The 15,899-nt window shown below is 59.4% G+C and carries 15 protein-coding genes; 6 read left to right on the plus strand and 9 right to left on the minus strand.

Features of this window, described 5'->3' with window-relative positions; translation table 11 throughout:
* Window positions 1–24: 24 nt before the first annotated feature.
* The 6 genes from ccsA to VK574_RS01270 form a co-directional block, all read right to left on the minus strand.
* The gene (gene ccsA, locus VK574_RS01245; protein ID WP_472797970.1) at window positions 25–735 is read right to left on the minus strand and encodes a cytochrome c biogenesis protein CcsA; all 711 of its coding nucleotides are present in this window, start codon (window positions 733–735) and stop codon (window positions 25–27) included.
* 72 nt (window positions 736–807) lie between these two features.
* Window positions 808–1,476: a heme exporter protein CcmB gene (locus tag VK574_RS01250; RefSeq protein WP_472797971.1), complete on the minus strand. Its 669-nt coding sequence runs from the start codon at window positions 1,474–1,476 to the stop codon at window positions 808–810.
* Window positions 1,477–1,603: 127 nt separating this feature from the next.
* Window positions 1,604–2,122: a Cys-tRNA(Pro) deacylase gene (gene ybaK / locus VK574_RS01255; protein ID WP_472797972.1), complete on the minus strand. Its 519-nt coding sequence runs from the start codon at window positions 2,120–2,122 to the stop codon at window positions 1,604–1,606.
* Window positions 2,119–2,802: an ABC transporter ATP-binding protein gene (locus VK574_RS01260; RefSeq protein WP_472797973.1), complete on the minus strand. Its 684-nt coding sequence runs from the start codon at window positions 2,800–2,802 to the stop codon at window positions 2,119–2,121. Before VK574_RS01260 ends, ybaK begins: the two co-directional genes overlap by 4 nt.
* A 4-nt stretch (window positions 2,803–2,806) precedes the next feature.
* Window positions 2,807–3,343, minus strand: coding sequence for a cytochrome c maturation protein CcmE (locus VK574_RS01265; protein WP_472797975.1), 537 nt, complete (start codon window positions 3,341–3,343; stop codon window positions 2,807–2,809).
* A 122-nt stretch (window positions 3,344–3,465) separates the two neighbouring features.
* Window positions 3,466–5,610 (minus strand): M28 family metallopeptidase, encoded by a 2,145-nt coding sequence (locus tag VK574_RS01270; protein ID WP_472797976.1) that lies wholly within the window; start codon window positions 5,608–5,610, stop codon window positions 3,466–3,468.
* A gap of 130 nt (window positions 5,611–5,740) precedes the next feature.
* On the opposite strand from VK574_RS01270, the gene VK574_RS01275 reads away from it, so the two are divergent.
* The gene (locus tag VK574_RS01275; RefSeq protein ID WP_472797977.1) at window positions 5,741–7,042 is read left to right on the plus strand and encodes an MFS transporter; all 1,302 of its coding nucleotides are present in this window, start codon (window positions 5,741–5,743) and stop codon (window positions 7,040–7,042) included.
* A 19-nt stretch (window positions 7,043–7,061) separates the two neighbouring features.
* On the opposite strand, the gene mscL is transcribed toward VK574_RS01275, so the two are convergent.
* The 3 genes from mscL to mtnA all read right to left on the minus strand — a co-directional run bounded on the left by mscL (window position 7,062) and on the right by mtnA (window position 8,989).
* Window positions 7,062–7,454, minus strand: a complete 393-nt coding sequence (mscL, locus tag VK574_RS01280) for a large conductance mechanosensitive channel protein MscL (RefSeq protein WP_472797978.1) — start codon at window positions 7,452–7,454, stop codon at window positions 7,062–7,064.
* A 161-nt stretch (window positions 7,455–7,615) separates the two neighbouring features.
* Window positions 7,616–7,912, minus strand: coding sequence for a permease (locus tag VK574_RS01285; RefSeq protein ID WP_472797979.1), 297 nt, complete (start codon window positions 7,910–7,912; stop codon window positions 7,616–7,618).
* 27 nt (window positions 7,913–7,939) lie between these two features.
* On the minus strand, window positions 7,940–8,989 hold the full coding sequence (gene mtnA / locus VK574_RS01290; protein WP_472797980.1) for an S-methyl-5-thioribose-1-phosphate isomerase: 1,050 nt from the start codon (window positions 8,987–8,989) through the stop codon (window positions 7,940–7,942).
* A 105-nt stretch (window positions 8,990–9,094) separates the two neighbouring features.
* Here mtnA and VK574_RS01295 point away from each other — a divergent pair, with 105 nt between their 5' ends.
* From VK574_RS01295 to VK574_RS01315, 5 genes are all read left to right on the plus strand, one after another.
* The gene (locus tag VK574_RS01295; RefSeq protein WP_472797981.1) at window positions 9,095–10,231 is read left to right on the plus strand and encodes a cation:proton antiporter; all 1,137 of its coding nucleotides are present in this window, start codon (window positions 9,095–9,097) and stop codon (window positions 10,229–10,231) included.
* 198 nt (window positions 10,232–10,429) lie between these two features.
* Window positions 10,430–12,259 (plus strand): sodium:solute symporter family protein, encoded by a 1,830-nt coding sequence (locus VK574_RS01300; protein ID WP_472797982.1) that lies wholly within the window; start codon window positions 10,430–10,432, stop codon window positions 12,257–12,259.
* A gap of 15 nt (window positions 12,260–12,274) precedes the next feature.
* Window positions 12,275–12,529, plus strand: a complete 255-nt coding sequence (locus VK574_RS01305) for a hypothetical protein (protein ID WP_472797983.1) — start codon at window positions 12,275–12,277, stop codon at window positions 12,527–12,529.
* 334 nt (window positions 12,530–12,863) lie between these two features.
* A complete protein-coding gene (locus tag VK574_RS01310) occupies window positions 12,864–15,329 on the plus strand; it encodes a protein kinase domain-containing protein (RefSeq protein ID WP_472797984.1) in 2,466 nt (821 codons plus the stop codon).
* 6 nt (window positions 15,330–15,335) lie between these two features.
* The gene (locus VK574_RS01315) at window positions 15,336–15,860 is read left to right on the plus strand and encodes a GNAT family N-acetyltransferase (protein ID WP_472797986.1); all 525 of its coding nucleotides are present in this window, start codon (window positions 15,336–15,338) and stop codon (window positions 15,858–15,860) included.
* The last annotated feature ends 39 nt before the right edge of the window (window positions 15,861–15,899 follow it).

The raw sequence follows: 15,899 nt of genomic DNA on the forward strand, positions 1-15,899 counted from the left end.
CATTTTGGACTAAGTTTATTGGCCTTAAACGTTCGCTTCGAGAGCTTCCTGGGCCTCTTGCGCAGCGTACTGTTGATGGCGGCGTTCCACCTGGTAGCGCAGGAACAGTACCAGCATGCCCCAGCAGAACCACGCCAGCATATTCCAGAGGAGTGCGTTGACCATGGTGGGATCTTTCATGCCAGAACCCGGGTCGCCGCCAAAAACCGGGGCGGGATGCTGCGTGCGCCACCAGCGGTTGGACATGTACACGATGGGTACGTCAAGCGCGCCGAAGATTCCCAGCACCGCGGCCAGCGTCTGCATCTGCGGGCCCGCGGCAAATCGCCGCAGCAGCAGGTAGCTGACGTAGATGAGCCAGAGCACAAGCGTCGTCGTCAGGCGTGCATCCCATGTCCACCAGATGCCCCAGGCGCGGCGTCCCCACAACGGGCCGGTGGTGAGAACGACGGTGCAGAAGACTACGCCGACTTCCGCGCCGGCCAGCGCCCATGCGTCGCCAACCTGCGCGCGCTCGGGATTGCTGCGCCGATACGCGAGAAAGACGATGGAGCCGGCGAGGCTGACAGCAAAGAAGGAAAACGCCACAGTCGCTGAGGGCACGTGGTAGTAGATGATGCGGAAGACGTAGCCCTGCATCGCGTCATCGGGCGCGACGTATATGGCCTGGTGGTATCCCCAAATCATCAGCAGGATGGTGATCAAGGGAAAGATGGTGAGTAGAACCTTTTTCATACGAAATCCTGAGCGAACAAGTTAAGTTTACGCCGCGATTTGCGCGGTCGTCTCCATCGGAAGGTGGGCTCGCTACTCCGCATGGAACACGACGTCGAATAGCAAATAACTTACGGTGGCGAAGATGATGTCGTAGCCGGTCAGCATCTTGATCCACACCCAGGGATCGCCGTCCCCGGTGAGGATCGAAGTCGTGGCCTGCACCATCCCGAGCAACGCGGGAATGAAGATCGGAAACAGGATCAGGGACAGGAGCAATTCGCGGTTCCGGCTGCGAATCGAGAGTGCGGCAAAGAAGACTCCATTGCCCACCAGCGCCCAGGTTCCCAGCGGAAGTACCAGTGCCAGAAGCCACGCATTCCCCGCGATGTGCAGGTTGTACATCACGAAAAAGAATGGGGCCAGCGCGATCTGGACGATGGTAACGAAGATGAAGTTGACCAGGACCTTCGCGAAATAGAGTTGCGCGCCCGAACTTGGCGTCATGCGCTGCGCATCCATCACCTGGTGGCGAATCTCGCGAGCCCACGCCTGGTTGAGGGCTGATACCGAAGCAAACATGGTTGCGACGCTGAGCACGCCGCCTGCAATCTGCTGAGAAAAAACGCCGCGTGGATCGAAGGCAATCGAAAACAGCACAACCACGAGGCCGGAGAAGAACAACATCGAGACAATGGCGTCGAGCGAGCGCCATTCGATGCGAATGTCTTTGGCGAAGTGCGTCCAGAAGGTCGAGGTCATGCGGACCCTCGCTGTTGGAATTTTCGGTTTCCCACCCAAGTCAACGATGAAGCCGTTGCCATGGATGGGGCACCCACGGTCAAGCAGGATTGGGAAGGTGCGAAGAGGATGGGTTTGGAGGACGCTTTCATGCGGAGTGTCCCTCCGCCGTAAGTCGCGGCCCGTTTTTGATCAGGTCGGCGGTTTGCACTTCCACATCGAGTGCATGAGCGGCTTTCAGATAATCGTCGGGGCTGAGGATGAGTTGCGTGCCACGCGTTCCGGCCGAGACGCTGATGGTGTCGAACAGGATCGCCGTCTCGTCGATGTAGACCGGGAAAACTTTTCTTGAGCCGAAGAGTGTAACGCCGCCGCGAATGTAGCCTGTCAGCGGCTGCACGTCTTTCAGCGGAGCCATCTCGGCCTTGCGCAGACCTGCGGCGCGCGCAAGTTTCTTGAAGTCGAGTTCGGCGTCGCCGGGAATCACGGCGAACCGGTAAACATTCGGTCCACCAGTAACCAGGAGAGTTTTGAAGACTTGCTCCGGCGGCATGCCGATCTTCCTGGCCACGGTGATCGCGGAAAGATCTTCGGGGTCGACCTCGTATTCGCGGAGTTCGAATGGGATGCCGAGCGATTCGAGGAAGCGTGCGCCATTGGTCTTCATAGCGTCGGGTTCCCCGGCGCGAAATCGGCGACGCGTCCGGCCTTCAGGCGCAGCACCCAGTCGGCGATTGGAGCGGCGTGCTCGCGCTGGTGCGTCGTAATCACGATGGTGCGGTTTTTCTGCCGGAAGCCAGCCAGCAATTCAACCATCTGGCGGGTCGACTCAATGTCCATGTTGGAAAACGGCTCATCGAGCAGCAGCAATTCAGGCACGGACATCAGCACGCGGGCCAGCGAGGTCCGCTGGCGCATGCCTTGCGAATACTGGCCGAGCGTGCGCGGCAGATCGGGGTCTAACCCGACCTGGCGCAGTGCTTCAGCAGGGTCGAGACATTGGCGGCCCGGATAAAGGCTGGCGAAGTAGCGCAGGTTCTCCTGGCCGGTGAACTCGTCGTAAAGCATGGGCGCGTGGCTCATGTAGCCAATGCGACCGCGTGCGTCGTGCGGTTCTTCGCCGCCAAAAACCTTAATTGTTCCACCAGTTGGGTGCAAAAGACCGGCGAGAATCCGCAAGAGCGTCGATTTTCCGGCGCCGTTTTCGCCGATCAGTACATAGCACTTGCCGGCCTCAAGATCGGCGGAGACCTGGCGCAACGCGGCAAATGAGCCAAAAAGTTTGGAAACGTTCTCGAGGCGGGCGCAAAGCGTGGAACTCGGGGCTTCCGGGGCTTGCGCTGTCATGGAATCAATTCGTGGCGATTCCCGTTGGGGCGCTGCCTGGTTGGGGAGCCGGCGTCGCATTGGCGCGCGGGTTGGCCGGAGCGGGTTGGGCCGGAGCCTTTCCGGGCTGGCCGTTGGGCGTCGCGGGGGCGTATTTGCTGGCACACTTGGCCTGCAGGGCCGTGGCCTGGAAGACTCCGTCACGGCCAATCGTGCCGATTGCAATGCCCATCGCGTCGTCTTTAAATGTATCTGGCGGCGGCTCGGCGCCCTTGTAGACAACTGTCAAGCGGCGACCAGTGGCAGCCTTCGGCGAGTGACTTTCAAACTCATTGAGAACGAATACGACATGCGGCCCATTCTGCTGGATCGAGCCGGGCTGAACGAAACCCTCTACGCGGAGATTGCTCTTGTAAGCCTTGTCGCCCATCTTGCCAAGTTCGGCAACCGTGACGTAGTAGCTCTTGCTGGAGCCGTAACCGGAAAAGGCCAGCCAGCCGATGGTGCCAAGAATAATCGCGACCGCAATGCCGATCCGAACCGAATTGGAGTTTTTATTCATATCCCGACTTTTACGATACGAGGGCTGATCGGACGGGTCAATGGCGCGAGGCAACATGAGTGATATGAATCACAATTTTAGCGGCCGTTTTCAGCCCCCATCAAGGGCGATCGAAGTGCCGTTTAGTGCGCAGTTTCAAGGGTTTGCGCGGCTCTCTCCAGGCAATGGGTTACATTCGTGAGTTGCTGCGCGGCCCGGCCGGAGTCTTTGGCTTCAATGGCCTCGTTCACACCCGGAATCACCACTGCCGCATAGCCCGTATACTCCCCGGGCGCATAAATGGTGTGCTTGTACCAGGACCGGTTGGGCAAGCCTTCCGGCGAGAGCAGCGCCGACTCTGCAGCGCGGAGGGTTGCGTTGAATTCGGCGACGTCAGCCGGTGGATTGGTCTGCAATTGGTGCGCGTGCGTGGCAGCTGCGGCAAACTTTGCTGTCGCCGCGAGCGCCGGGCCGAAATCGAGACCGGAAAGAGCGTCATCTCCGGCTTTGCGTTTGGCCGATTCGATGTAAGCCTTCACTTCGCGTGCGTATTCCTCGTAGTCATACGGCAGCACATCGGTATCGGCCATGCGAACAGCTTCAAGCCCGAGCACGCGCGCCATCTGTTGCAGGTAGACAAAGTGAGGGTCGGCGTTCATGACGAACCAGGCATAGTTGTCGAAGACCGAGTGGTAGACGCCATAGGGGCCTCCGGAGCCAATGTCGGTCGAAGGAACCCCGATGTGCTGCAGGAACGGCGTAAAATCCGAGCCCGAACCGAGATCGCTGACGTGCACATCTTCGCCGGCAGTTGGTGGAGCATTGCTGGCGCGGTGCTCGTTGGTGCCGTGGCGGTTGGCGCGCCACTCCTGGTAGACGGTCTCGCCCATGGGGCTCGGAACGGTCTTTGTGATGTCGCGCATGAAGTTCTTGAGCGAGGGAACAGCGGATGCCGAAAAGTCTGGCCCTGAGACGGCCACGTCAACGTTAAAGTATGCGACCGCGTTGATTAGTTCCCGTGCGTGCTGCTCCACCCATTCGGTGGATCCGATCAGACCCTCTTCTTCCGCGTCCCAACTGCAGAAAATGATGGAGCGTTTCGGCTTCCATCCCTCTCTCAGCAGCGCTCCCACTCCGTGTACAGCCTCAAGCATGCTGGCGGTGCCGCTGTTTGGGTCGACCGCGCCATATACCCATGCGTCGCGGTGATTGCCGACGACCACCCAGTTTTCAGGAGACTCCGTGCCCTTGATCCTGCCGACCACATCCCAGATGGTGCGGCGCTGGTAGTCCTGCTGCGAGACAAGGTGCACGCGCACGCCGCCCGGCCCGACGTGATACCGGAATGGAAGCGCGCCCTGCCAGCCCTGCGGCACGCCGGTGCCTTTCATCGCCTGCAGAATCGGCGCCGCATCGTGATAGCTGAGCGGGATAGAGATAATGTGCGGCTGGTTGCCCTCGGGATTGATGCGCGCCGTGTCGGGAAGGTCGGGGGTTGAGGCGACTCCAGGCGTCTCTGGATCACCGGGATATTTAAACAAATACTGTACGGACCCGCGCTGCACGCCGGTCTCAGGCCTCCAGGGGCCCAGCGGATATGGATCGCCCTTGTAGTATCCGTCGTCCTGCGGATCGGAGTAGATGAGGACGCCGACGGCGCCGCGTTGTTCCGCGATGTAGACCTTCACGCCGCGAAAGTTTGCGCCATACCGCACGATCACGATTTTGCCGTGCAGATCGATGTGCTGTTTTGTCAGTTCGTCGTAGTCTTCGAGGCGGCCGTAGTTTGCGTAGACCACCTCGCCGGTTACATCGCCCGAACCCGAGGATCCGCTGAAGGGCATCAGCACGCGGGGATCGCTTTCGAAAGGGTCGCCGCCCACATGCTCTGGTGTGGGGCCGGACATGAGCGGCTTGCCGGCCGCATCGAACGCCTCTACCTTGACGACCTTAGGCTGGTTCATCAGCACGCGGTAGGGAACAATCTCGGTGTCGAGGCCGGCTGCGCGAAACTTTTGCGCAACAAATTCGGCTGTCTTGTGATCTTCAGGACTTGAGGCGACGTGTGGCTCCGCGGTCAGCGTCTTCAGTGCTTCGCCCGCCAGTTTTGCGTTCGGCACGGCGAGAAACTTCTCTTCGATCCCCGCTTCCTTGGCGAAATCCGTGTAGCCGAAGACTTGCGAGGGCGCGGGGGAGTTTGTCGAACTCTGCGCTATGCCCGACAGTGATTGAAAAGCGAGAGGTATGGCGAGAAGAAAAGGGGCAACCGGAAGCCTGCGAATCATCATCAAGAGAGACCTTTGAGATGCGAAGTGGGATGAAAATGAGAGACCAAAGCGCCGCGACGCGCGGCTTCGGCACAGTTTCCACAGCTTACACTATGGATTGGGAGCTCCCCCTCTGCATACCAGGCCCAAATTGAACGAAGAGAACCTGGCCGCCGCTTCTGACGAGGCGGCTGCGATTGTTCCTGGAGCGATTGTCCCGGAATTGTCGCCGACGGAAACGGCGGAGCTGCCGCAGGCGATTCGCGCATTGCGCAATCCAAACTTCCGCCTATTCTGGGCCGGCAACTTTACTTCCAACATCGGCACGTGGATGCAGAACGTGGCCCAGGGCTGGCTGGTGCTGACGCTGACAAACTCTGCTTTCTGGCTGGGCGTGGTGGGCTTCGCGGGGTCGATTCCGTTTCTGTTTGTCACGCTCTTCGGCGGCGTCGTTGCCGACCGCGTAAACAAACGCCGACTGCTGCTGGTCACCCAAACCATCATGATGCTGCTCGCGTTTCTGCTCGCTGGCCTGACGTACTTCCACGCCATCGGCGTGTGGGGCGTGGCGTCCATCGCTTTCGGAAACGGCGTGGCGATGGCCATGAATGCGCCCAGCTACCAGGCCCTGGTGCCAAAGCTCGTAAAGCGTGAGGACCTGACCAACGCCATCGCGCTCAACTCCGCGCAGTTCAACATGTCGCGCATTCTGGGGCCGACGCTGGGTGGCTACTCCATGGCCCTGCTCGGCATGGCGGGCAACTTCGTCTTCAATGGCATAAGTTTTCTCGCCGTGCTGTGGGCGCTGGTACGCATCGAGTATCCGGAAGAGAAACTGAGCCACCATCAGACCATGTGGGAGAGCCTGCACGGCGGCTTTGCCTACTTGCGCAGCAACCCGCAGATGTACGTGATGATCAAGATGACGTTATTCGCGAGCTTTTTCGGATTTCCGTTCATCACGTTTATCCCCTACTTCGCCAAAGTGCAATTGAACGCAGGCGAGCGAGGGCTTGGGTTGCTGCTCGCGTGTTCAGGGGTTGGATCGGTGCTGGGCGCGATGACGATCGCGATATCCGGCGTGATCCGGCATCGCGGGCGCGTGCTGACGGGCTGCGGCGTAGTGTTTTTCGCTGCGATTATCGGCTTCAGCTACTCCCACGTCTTTGTGCTGTCGCAGGCGCTGGCGTTCTTCGAGGGCTTCTCGGGAATCCTGATGATCTCCTGCTTCAATGTGTCGATCCAGCACCTGTCGTCGGATGCGATGCGCGGCCGCATGATGAGCATCTACGCCACCAGTTTTCTGGGGCTGCCTCCCATCGGTGCGCTGCTGGCCGGCGAGCTTTCACGCCACATTGACACGGGCCATGCGCTGGCGATGATGGCAAGCGTGGCCCTGCTGTCGTTCATAGGCTTCTTTGCGTTTTCGCAGCCGCTACGCGAACTGGATTAGGCTGCGCGCCGAGAGCGGATCACGCTACCAACTGTGCGCAATGTGCGCAGCGCTTTGCAGCAATTGGAATATCGCTGAGGCACTCCGGGCATGCTTTGGTTGCGGGCGGCACATCGGGCACGGGCTTCTTGAAGCGAGCCATCAGCGCGTTGGCCGGAGCGACGATAAAAAAGTAAACAGTGGCTGCAACCAGCAGAAATGCGATGACGGCATTGAAGAAGTTGCCAAGCATCACATGGTTGTACTGAATGGCACTGAAGTCCGGCTTGCCCACAAGGTTCCCGATGAACGGAGTGAAGATATCCTTGACGAGAGAGGTTACAACCGTTCCGAAAGCGCCGCCAATGATGATGCCAACGGCCATATCAAGGACGTTGCCGCGCAAAATGAAATCACGAAATCCCTTCAGCATGTCTACCTCCTGAAAGTCATTGCGCCCATCCTACTCGACGGACCTTCCGGTCTGGAATCAAAAACTAGTGACCATATTGGTCGCGTCTCTGCGCGTCCGCCTATCTTACACACCCGCGGTGAAAAAGGGCATCGCAGGCACACGAAGGCTGGAATCTCGAATTACAGGGGATAGGCGACCAGGAACACGATGAGCGTGAGAATCATGAGATCGGAGTACAGCAGAATCAAAACTCCCGCGTGATACAGGCTCCATTTGCCGCGCATGCAGCGACCGGTTTCTGCCATGCCCCAGGCCGCGATCAGCAATGCCGCCACTTGCCATGGCGATCCGTGCAATTTTTCAATATGCGGAAATCCTGCCAGCAGCAGGCTCGCGATGAATGCACTGAGAGATAGCACAACCCCGCGTATGAGAGATTTTTGCCGTAGCCGAAAGATGGCAAGGAGGGGAGACACGACTCCTACAACTGTAGACGCAGCTGCCTACCGAGCGACCAGTTCCATCTCCTTGAGTGACTCGGTATAGGGCGCGCGTAAGACACCGCGCTCCGTGATGATGGCCGTGACGTACTTCGCCGGAGTCACATCGAACGCCGGATTGCAGATACCCACGCCGTGCGGCGTCAGTTGCTTGCCGCCGTGGTGCGTCACTTCCTTCGCCGAGCGCTCTTCGATCGGAATGGCATCGCCCGTCGCTGTCGCCGTATCGATCGTCGACCAGGGCGCTGCACAATAGAACGGGATGCCGTGCTCTTTGGCAAGGATGGCTACGTTGTACGTGCCGATCTTGTTGGCGAAGTCGCCGTTGGCGGCGATGCGATCTGCACCTACGACGACGGCCTTGATTTTGCCGGCACGCATCAAGCTGGCGGCCATATTGTCGCAAATCACCGTTGTGGGGATGCCATCGGCCATCAACTCCCACGCGGTAAGTCGGGCGCCTTGCAGAAACGGCCGCGTCTCGTCTGCGTAGACTTGGATGCGCTTGCCTTGTTCAATCGCAGATCTGATGACGCCCAGAGCCGTGCCGTAGCCGCAGGTGGCAAGAGCGCCGGCGTTGCAGTGCGTCAGCACGCCGCCCTCGTCCGGCAGCAGTGCTCCGCCAAAGGCGCCCATGGTTTTGCAGGCAGCAATGTCTTCGTCGTACATGGCGTGGGCTTCGGCCAGGAGCTTGTCCTGCACCTGCTTCATGCTCGCTTCGGAAGACTTCAATCCGGCGAATACCAGCTTCATGCGGTCGATAGCCCAGAACAGGTTCACGGCTGTGGGCCGAGTGCTTGCCAGGCGCGCGCAGATCTTCCCAAATTCCGCCGTAAAGCGCTCCGCGCTCTCAGCCCTTGAGCGCAGAGCCCCTAACGCTATGCCGTATGCAGCGGAAACTCCGATGGCGGGGGCGCCGCGCACCACCATGGTCACAATGACATCGGCGACTTGTTCGTAATCGGTGGCGAGCACATAGCTTTCTTCGAGAGGAAGCTTCGTTTGATCGATGAAACGGACGCCTTCCGGGGTCCAGGCAAGGGTAGGAATCATGCTCTTTTAGTGTAAACGGCTTTTGGCTGATGCCGCATCAGCTCAGCATCTCCTCGTCTAGACTTGCTCCAGTGGGACCGGCTCCAAACCCTTAAGGAGCGTCCGTTGACTGGACCAGCGCCGGATTATTCGCTTCTGTTCATTGAACTGGGCTGCGTCGCGGTTGGCCTTGCGGTGCTGGCGCGCCTGGCGAAGCGCTGGGGTCTCTCCGCCATCTCTCTCTACCTGCTCGGAGGACTTGCGTTCGGCAAGGGCGGGATTGCACCGCTCAATCTCACCAAGGACTTCATTCAGCTCGGCGCGGAGATTGGAGTTCTTCTGCTGCTCTTCATGCTTGGACTTGAGTATTCCGGAGAACATTTAACTCAAAGCCTGCGCAAGGGTTTCTCCGGTGCCGGTCTGGACCTGCTTCTGAATTTTCCTCCGGGGCTCATCGCGGGATTTCTGCTTGGCTGGTCGCCTCTCGCCTCGGTCCTGTTGGGCGGCATCACTTTAATTTCATCCTCCGGAATCATTGCCCGCGTGCTCTCCGAATTGGATCGCATGAACTCTCCCGAAACACCCACGGTGCTCTCGATCCTCGTGCTCGAGGACCTCATGATGGCTGTGTATTTGCCCCTCATTGCTGTCCTTCTGGCTGGCGGCGGACCAACCAAAATCCTGGTGTCGGTTGGAGTTGCATGTACCGCAGTTCTCGTGGTGCTCTTTGTTGCCACGCGATACGGTCACTCGCTCAGTTCATTCATCGCGCATCAGTCAGACGAAGTTGTGCTGCTCAGCATCTGCGGCGCAGTTCTCCTTGTTGCAGGATTCGCGCAGCACCTCAAGGTATCGGCCGCGATCGGTGCATTTCTCGTGGGAATTGCAGTCTCCGGTCCGATCACCGAGCAGTCGCATCGGCTCCTTACACCATTGCGCGATCTGTTCGCCGCGACATTCTTTTTCTTTTTCGGATTGGAGATCGACCCACGCAGCTTGCCGCCAGTGCTCTTGACCGCCGTCGCACTCGCTGCGCTTACAACGATCACGAAGATCCTCACCGGCTATTGGGCAACGCGCAAGAGCTACCTGGATCAGCGATCACGGCTCAGGGCTGGATTCACCCTTGTCGCCCGCGGCGAGTTTTCCATTGTGATCGCGGGACTTGGAGCGGGAATTGAACCGCGCCTCGGATCATTGGCTGCGGCGTACGTCCTGCTCATGGCGATCTTCGGGCCGGTCTTCGCCCGAATCATTCGCTGATCACAGGATGGTTCTTAATGACTTCAGAAGAGAGCCGCAAACGCGCATCTTCGTTGAAATGAAAACATTTTCATTTTCCGCTGGACGTGCCGGAGTCCTCGTCAGTAGAGTGGTTTGCGTATTATCGAGTTACATGGGAACGACCGATTTTCGGGGTTTCTCCAAATCCCTTGTGTGCCCCGAATCCGAGGAGCCGTTTTGCAACTCACCTTTGTCGATTGGCTGATCATGCTGCTGTATTTCGTGTTTGTGCTGGGCATCGGCTTTGCCCTCAAGCGCTACATGAAAACCAGCAAGGATTTCTTTCAGGCCGGACGCGCGCTGCCTGCCTGGATCTGCGGCTTGGCCTTTATCAGCGCCAACCTCGGCGCGCAGGAAGTCATCGGCATGGGCGCTTCCGGCGCCAAGTACGGCCTGGAGACTGCGCACTTCTACGGCATCGGCGCTATTCCCGCCATGGTCTTCGTGGGCATCTTCATGATGCCCTTTTATTACGGGTCGAAGGCGCGTTCGGTGCCGGAGTTTCTGCGCCTCCGCTTCGACGAAAAGACGCGCGCATTGAATGCCTGCTCATTTGCGGTGATGACCGTTTTCAGTTCGGGCATTTCGATGTACGCGATGGCGCGGCTCATCCAGGCGCTGCATGTCTTCGATGGATTGTTCCGCACACTGGGCTGGGCGCCGGAAGGCATCTTCACGTTCTCGATTGTGATGTCGGCGGTGATTGTGCTGCTTTATATCTTTCTCGGCGGCCTTACCAGCGCCATCTACAACGAGGTCCTGCAATTCTTCCTCATCATCGCGGGCTTTCTGCCCCTGGTATTGCTGGGCCTGAAAAACGTTGGCGGTTGGAATGGGCTCAAGATCGCAGTCTCCGCCGTCGATCCGCGCATGATGCATGAGTGGAAGGGCGTGATGCACTCAAGCACCAATCCGATGGGCATTGAGATCATCGGTATCGGCATGGGCCTGGGATTCGTGCTCGGCTCCGGCTACTGGTGCACCGACTTTCTCGTCATCCAGACTACGATGGCCTCGAAGAACATGGAGTCAGCGAGGCGCGTTCCGCTCATCGCCGCAGTGCCCAAGATGGTGTTTCCGTTTCTCGTGATCCTGCCCGGCCTGATTGCGATCTCGCTGCCCACGCCGCACACCGTCACCACGATGCACGAAGCCAACGGCATCATCTATCACGACACCACTGTGGTTTCAAAGATTGCCGAAGAGGGCAAGGGAATTGTTCCCGCGAAGATCAACCCCGTCACCGGCAAGGCCATGCTTGATGCGAGTGGCCATCCGCTGCTCGACTACGATATGGCCACGCCCAACATGCTGCTGCACTATTTTCCTACCGGCATTCTCGGTCTCGGGCTTACCGCTCTCCTCGCGAGCTTCATGAGCGGCATGGCCGGCAACGTCACGGCCTTCAATACCGTCTTCACGTACGACCTCTACCAGTCCTACATTCACAAGGGCGGCAGCGATCGGCACTACATGGCGGTAGGCCGATGGGCTACGGTCGGCGGAATTCTACTGTCGATCGCGACGGCATATGCCGCCATCAACTTCAACAACATTATGGATACGCTGCAACTCGTCTTCAGCTTTGTGAACGCGCCGCTCTTTGCCACGTTCCTGCTGGGCATGTTCTGGAAGCGCACGACCGGCCACGCGGCGTTTACCGGCCTCATCTCCGGAACGCTTGCCGCGATGCTGCATCACGGGCTTACGCTGCCCATTGAGGCGCATCCCGGCATCCATGGCGGATGGATCACCGTGGTGCACCACTATCCCAGCGACATGGCGCAGAATTTCTGGGGCGCCATCTTCGCATTCTCCACCAACTTCATCATCACCGTGATCGTGAGCCTGTTCACCAAGCCGCGGCCCGAGTCGGAGTTGGTGGGGCTGGTTCACTCGCTCACACCCAAGCCGCCGCGCGCGCACGACCGCTGGTGGAAGAGCCCCGAGGCACTTGGCATCGCTGTGCTGCTTGGCGCTGTCGCGCTGAACATTTTCTTTTTCTGAGCCGGAAGGAGAGCCATGAATCTCGATCTGCGCATACCCATGGGACTGATGTTTACCTTCACCGGCGCCATCATGACCACGTGGGGCATCAAGACCAACGGCGACGCGATCTACGAAAAAAGCCTTGGCATCAATGCGAACCTCTGGTGGGGCCTGGTGCTGCTTGCGTTCGGGCTTGCGATGTTCATCCTCGGCCAGCGAAGCCAGCGCCGCCTCGCCAAAAACCCACCACCGCCGGAAGAAGAAGGGGATGTGCGGCGGGGACATTAAAAGCAGGGATTAGGGATTAGGGATCAGCGGACTAGGGACTAGGGAACAGGGACTAAACTTAGCAACCGCAAAAGCTAATCGCTCAGCGCAATTGAAAAGCAACTGCGGGTTCCTCCACTCGCTGCGCTCGGTCGGAATGACAAGATTGTTCATCGGGAGAAGGGGCGTGGGCGTTTACCAGGGAGAAGGGGAGTTTGTTATTCAGAAGTTTGATATTTTTGAGATTGTTATTAACTATTCCCTCGTCCCTTTGTGAAGCGTGCGCAGGAGATATCAGCTCCTCACCGGAAATTGATACGACCCTCATGACGCTGCAACTACACTGAAAGCAGCGATGAAACGCAAGACCATCGAGCATTATGAAATCATTCGCCGCCTTGGCGCGGGCGGCAGCGGCGTGGTGTACCTTGCCAACGACACTCTGCTGCAGCGCCCCGTGGTGCTCAAGATCCTCCGCACCGGCCTCCTCTCGGCCCAGCAGTTGCGCACTACAGTTCTGCGCGAAGCCCGGCTCGCGTCGGCCATCGAGCACCCCAACGTCTGCGCCATCTACGAAGTCGGCGAAGCGGGCGACGAAGGCTACATCGTCATGCAGTACGTGCCCGGCCAGTCGCTTGATCAACTCATCGTGCGCGGCCCAGCCACTCCGCAACTCGTGCTTTCCGTCGGCATCCAGATCGCCGATGGCCTGCAGGCTGCACACTCACTCGGCATCTTTCATCGCGATTTGAAACCGCAGAACGTGATGCTCACCGATGGCGGCCTGGTGAAGATTCTCGACTTCGGCCTTGCGCGACGCCTGCGGCCTGAAGACGCCAGCTTCGATCCGTCGAAACCCGGGCTCGCGAAAGACGCATCGGTCGCCGCGACGTACACCGCGCGCGGCGGCACCATTCGCTACATGGCGCCCGAGCAGTTCGTCACCGGCCAGTCAAGCGCGCAATCGGATGTGTGGGCGCTCGGCGTCCTGCTCTACGAACTGGTCAGCGGGCGTCATCCGTTTTCGCGGCCCGATGGGGAGGACTTTCAGACGATCCGCGCCATCCAGTTCTCCGATCCGGTCGACCTCAGCGAAATCGTCCCCGATATTTCGACGGAATTGAAAAGTGTGATTGCCACCTGTCTTGAGAAGACGCCGGCCACGCGCTATGCCTCCGCCGCCGAGGTGCGCGAGGCGCTCAAAACCATTATGAAGGCGCTGCAGATCGAGACGGGCGCCATTCCCGGTGAGGCAGCTGCGTACCTGCCGACGACCGAGGCCGAAGCGGAAAAGCGCACCACCGGCTTCCTCTCCATGCTTGCCGAGCGCTTTCGCGAGTCGGCGGGCGAGAGCGCAAAGCAGAACTCCATCGTCGTGCTGCCATTCGCCAACCTTGGCGCAATTGAGGTCGCTCCGCTTTATGGGTATGCGCTGGCCGATGCCATTGCCGCGCGGCTGGCGCGCATCCAGGCGCTCGTGGTCAGGCCGTCGAGCACGCTCATGTCGATTCCGATTGCACAGATGGATCCGCTCTCCATCGGCCAGCGATTGCTGGTTTCCTATGTCCTCGCCGGCAGCTTTTTCCGCTCTGAAAACGGATTCGATCTCAACTGGCAATTGCTCGACGTCACCTCGCAAAGCGTGCGCTCCGGCGGAGCCATTCGCGTTGCCTCGCTCGATCTGATCGCCGTACAGAGTGAAATTTCAAACGAAGTCTTCGCAGCACTGCATGGCCTTGGCGCCGCCGACCAGATGGACGCGCCGCGCGGCGCGCTCCGTGATGGTTCGCTGCCCGGCCCCGTGAGCGAGGAGTACCTGCAGGCCCGTGCGCTGCTCAGTTCGTTCATGGTGCGCACTGGCTCCAAAGGCGACCTCGACAAAGCCCATGCATTGTTTACGGGCGTCACCACCAAGGATCCGGAGTTTGCTGCCGGATGGAGCGGCCTCGGTATCGCCGAACTCCAATACGTGCGCCACGGATTCGGCGGCCAGATTCACGTCATGCATGCGCGCCGCGCCTTCGATGAGGCGCTGAGGCTCGATCCCGCGGCTACAGAAGCGAATCTCTATCGCATTTACATGCTGCTCTCGCGCGGCGAGAAAGAGTCCGCGCGGCATGGCATCGCCAACCTACTGGCCGCAGCACACAACGACTGGAATGTACACATGGTGGCCGGCATTGCATTGCGCGGCGACGGGATGTACGACGAGGCGCTGGTGGAGTTCAATCGCGCACTCAAGCTCAACCCCGCCAGCGCCGCCATCCTCTACAATCATCGCGCGCGCGTGTACCAATATCAGAACCAGATCGAGCTGGCCGGCGATGAATTGGAGAAAGGACTCGCGCTCGAGCCGCGCCACCCGCTGCTGCGTACCTCGGCGGGGTATCAGCAGATGCGCATGGGCAATCTGCCCCAAGCGATCGAGATCCTTGAGGGCGTTATCCGCGACGACGAGTCGCTGCGCATCGCCGTGCCCACGCTGGCCATGTGCTACGTGCAGGTGGGAGAGCGTACGCGCGCTGCCTCACTGCTGAAGGACGAAACCCTCGCCGCTGCCGAAGCCGACAGCGAGATGGCTTATCGCCTGGCGACGTACTTCGCCGTAGAGGGCGATTCAAGCGAAGCGCTCCACTGGTTGCGTCGCGCCATCTATCTGGGCAACGAGAACTATTCGTGGTTCCAGAAGAATCCTGCGTGGAATAATCTACGCACCAACGCCGACTTCGAGCGAATCCTTGAGGATCTGAAGAAGGGCTTTCGGCGCAATCAGAAAACGTGGAAGAGGCTGCTGGAACAGGTCCCGCCCGATGGGGAATAATCGCTCATGCAGCTTGAACACGCCACCGAAGCCGACTTTCCCGCGATCATCAACCTCGTCAACGCCGCCTATCGCGGCAAGGGCGCAGTCGAAAGCTGGAACATCGAATCCGGAATCATCGAGGGCACCCGCTTAACCGACTCACTGCTGAGAGAAGATCTCGCTGGCAAGCCGCATGCGCACTTTCTGATTACGCGCGACCCGAACAGCGGCGCTGTAATTGGAACTGTTTGGCTTGAACCGGTGGACGATCAGGCGTGGTACCTCGGACTCTTCACCGTCGATCCCGCAATTCAAAATCAGCAACTGGGTCGCACGCTTCTCACTGCTGCCGAAGAGTTTGCAAAAGCGCGCGGGGCCCGCTCGATCCGCATGGGCGTGCTCAGCGTGCGCGATACGCTCATCGCGTGGTACGAGCGCAGGGGCTATTCCCGCACCGGCGGGACGGAGCCCTTCCCCTACGACGACGATCGTTTCGGCAAGCCTCTTCGCGAGAATCTGGTGTTCGCCATCCTCGAGAAGCATCTCTAGATAAGAAGCTCCTCGTTACCGCTTATCATGGATGACGGT

It is taken from the genome of Occallatibacter sp. (assembly GCF_035317045.1).
Taxonomy (GTDB): Bacteria; Acidobacteriota; Terriglobia; order Terriglobales; family Acidobacteriaceae; genus Telmatobacter.

Excerpts from the sequence above, each read along its gene's own strand:
- ccsA (WP_472797970.1), bottom strand. The coding sequence starts at position 735 with ATGAAAAAGGTTCTACTCACCATCTTTCCCTTGATCACCATCCTGCTG.
- VK574_RS01250 (WP_472797971.1), bottom strand. The coding sequence starts at position 1,476 with ATGACCTCGACCTTCTGGACGCACTTCGCCAAAGACATTCGCATCGAA.
- ybaK (WP_472797972.1), bottom strand. The coding sequence starts at position 2,122 with ATGAAGACCAATGGCGCACGCTTCCTCGAATCGCTCGGCATCCCATTC.
- VK574_RS01260 (WP_472797973.1), bottom strand. The coding sequence starts at position 2,802 with ATGACAGCGCAAGCCCCGGAAGCCCCGAGTTCCACGCTTTGCGCCCGC.
- VK574_RS01265 (WP_472797975.1), bottom strand. The coding sequence starts at position 3,343 with ATGAATAAAAACTCCAATTCGGTTCGGATCGGCATTGCGGTCGCGATT.
- VK574_RS01270 (WP_472797976.1), bottom strand. The coding sequence starts at position 5,610 with ATGATGATTCGCAGGCTTCCGGTTGCCCCTTTTCTTCTCGCCATACCT.
- mscL (WP_472797978.1), bottom strand. The coding sequence starts at position 7,454 with ATGCTGAAGGGATTTCGTGATTTCATTTTGCGCGGCAACGTCCTTGAT.
- mtnA (WP_472797980.1), bottom strand. The coding sequence starts at position 8,989 with ATGATTCCTACCCTTGCCTGGACCCCGGAAGGCGTCCGTTTCATCGAT.
- VK574_RS01305 (WP_472797983.1), top strand. The coding sequence starts at position 12,275 with ATGAATCTCGATCTGCGCATACCCATGGGACTGATGTTTACCTTCACC.
- VK574_RS01310 (WP_472797984.1), top strand. The coding sequence starts at position 12,864 with ATGAAACGCAAGACCATCGAGCATTATGAAATCATTCGCCGCCTTGGC.
- VK574_RS01315 (WP_472797986.1), top strand. The coding sequence starts at position 15,336 with ATGCAGCTTGAACACGCCACCGAAGCCGACTTTCCCGCGATCATCAAC.